This window comes from Pseudomonas sp. PS01298 (assembly GCF_029959745.1).
Classification (GTDB): Bacteria; Pseudomonadota; Gammaproteobacteria; order Pseudomonadales; family Pseudomonadaceae; genus Aquipseudomonas; species Aquipseudomonas aylmerensis.
In genome coordinates this window covers 1-1576 of sequence record NZ_JASCPP010000231.1, presented here as the reverse complement: position 1 = coordinate 1576, position 1576 = coordinate 1, and the positions used below count along the sequence as shown (strand labels likewise).

Genomic DNA, 1576 nt, shown 5'->3' with positions numbered 1-1576 from the left:
GGCTATACATCAGTCAGCCGATTCAGTGGCTGACACACCGCCTTCGCGAGCAAGCCCGCTCCCACAGTTCTGACCGCAGTCAGTTGCCGAGATCAGGGCAGGTCGCGGCTCGCGTAGAACGCGCCGAGTACCTTCACCAGATGCGCCAGGTCATGGCTGCCGCACAGTTCACGGATGGAGTGCATGGCAAACGTCGGCAGGCCGATGTCCACGGTGCGCACGCCCAGGTGGCTGGCGGTAATCGGGCCGATGGTGGAGCCGCAGCCCATGTCGCTGCGCACCACAAAGCTTTGCACCGGTACTTCCTGGGCCATGCACAGGTGGCGGAAGAACCCGGCGGTTTCGCTGTTGGTGGCGTAGCGCTGGTTGCTGTTGACCTTGATCACCGGGCCGGCGTTGAGCTTGGGGCCGTGGTTGGCGTCGTGCTTTTCGGCGTAGTTGGGGTGCACGCCGTGAGCATTGTCCGCAGACACCAACAGCGATTTCTGAATGGTGCGTACGAACTCATCACCTTCCGGCAACAAGCGCCGCAGGGTCTGTTCGAGCATCGGGCCATCGGCGCCGCAGGCCGAGCAGGACCCGACTTCTTCGTGGTCGTTGCATACCAGCACGCAGGTTTCATCGGTCTCGCTGGTGAGCAAGGCTTGCAGGCCGGCGTAGCACGACAACAGGTTGTCCAGGCGCGCGCCGGCGATGAAGTCGCCATTCAGGCCGATCACGGCGGCGCTCTGGGTGTCGTAGAAGCTCAGCTCGTAGTCGAGCACCACGTCGGCGTTCAACCCATGTTCGCGGGCTAGTTGCTCGGTGAGCACGGCGCGGAAGTCCACGCGCTCATCGCCGGCAAATTGGGCGAGGATCGGTGGCAGCTCGGTCTGCGCATTGATCGCCCAGCCCTGGTTGGCTTCACGGTTCAAGTGAATGGCCAAGTTGGGAATGATGGCGATGGGCAACTTGAAGTCGATCAGCTGGCTTTCGACCTTACCGTCACGGCGGAAGGTGACACGGCCCGCCAGGGACAGGTCGCGGTCGAACCACGGCGCCAGCAGCGCGCCGCCGTAGACTTCGACGCCCAACTGCCAGAAACCCTGGCGCTGCAGTTCCGGCTGTGGCTTGACGCGCAGGCACGGGCTGTCGGTGTGGGCGCCGACCAGGCGGATGCCGCCCAGCAGCGGCGAGTGGCGGCCGAGCTTGAAGGCGATGATCGAGGAGTCGTTGCGGGTCACGTAGTAGCGACCATTGGCTTCGGTGGTCCAGGTTTCGCGCTCGTCGAGACGCTGGTAGCCGGCGGCTTCGAGGCGCTGGGCCAGGGCGGCGGTGGCATGAAAAGGAGTAGGGGAGGCCTTGAGGAAGTCGATCAGGCCTTGATTCAACGCTTCGCGCATAAATAGCTCCAGACAGCAATGCGCGGAGTTTACCGTATTGGCTCCACATTTGAAGTGAAGCTGCCTTCTTGAACATCACACAGAACCACTGTGGGAGCTGGCTTGCCTGCGATGGCTGTCTGTCAGTGAAAGATTTGAGGCTGACACACCGCCATCGCAGGAAAGCCAGCTCCCACATTTAGGCGGTGTAGTGG

1 protein-coding gene is annotated in these 1576 nt (G+C 62.7%); it reads right to left on the bottom strand.

Annotation, left to right across the window (positions count from 1 at the left end; genetic code table 11):
• Positions 1-92: 92 nt before the first annotated feature.
• Positions 93-1382, bottom strand: a complete 1290-nt coding sequence (locus tag QMX97_RS31980; RefSeq protein WP_065903452.1) for a M18 family aminopeptidase — start codon at positions 1380-1382, stop codon at positions 93-95.
• Positions 1383-1576: the final 194 nt, after the last annotated feature.

Bases quoted from the DNA above. Each gene is read 5' to 3' on its own strand.
- QMX97_RS31980 (WP_065903452.1), bottom strand. From the start codon at position 1,382: ATGCGCGAAGCGTTGAATCAAGGCCTGATCGACTTCCTCAAGGCCTCC.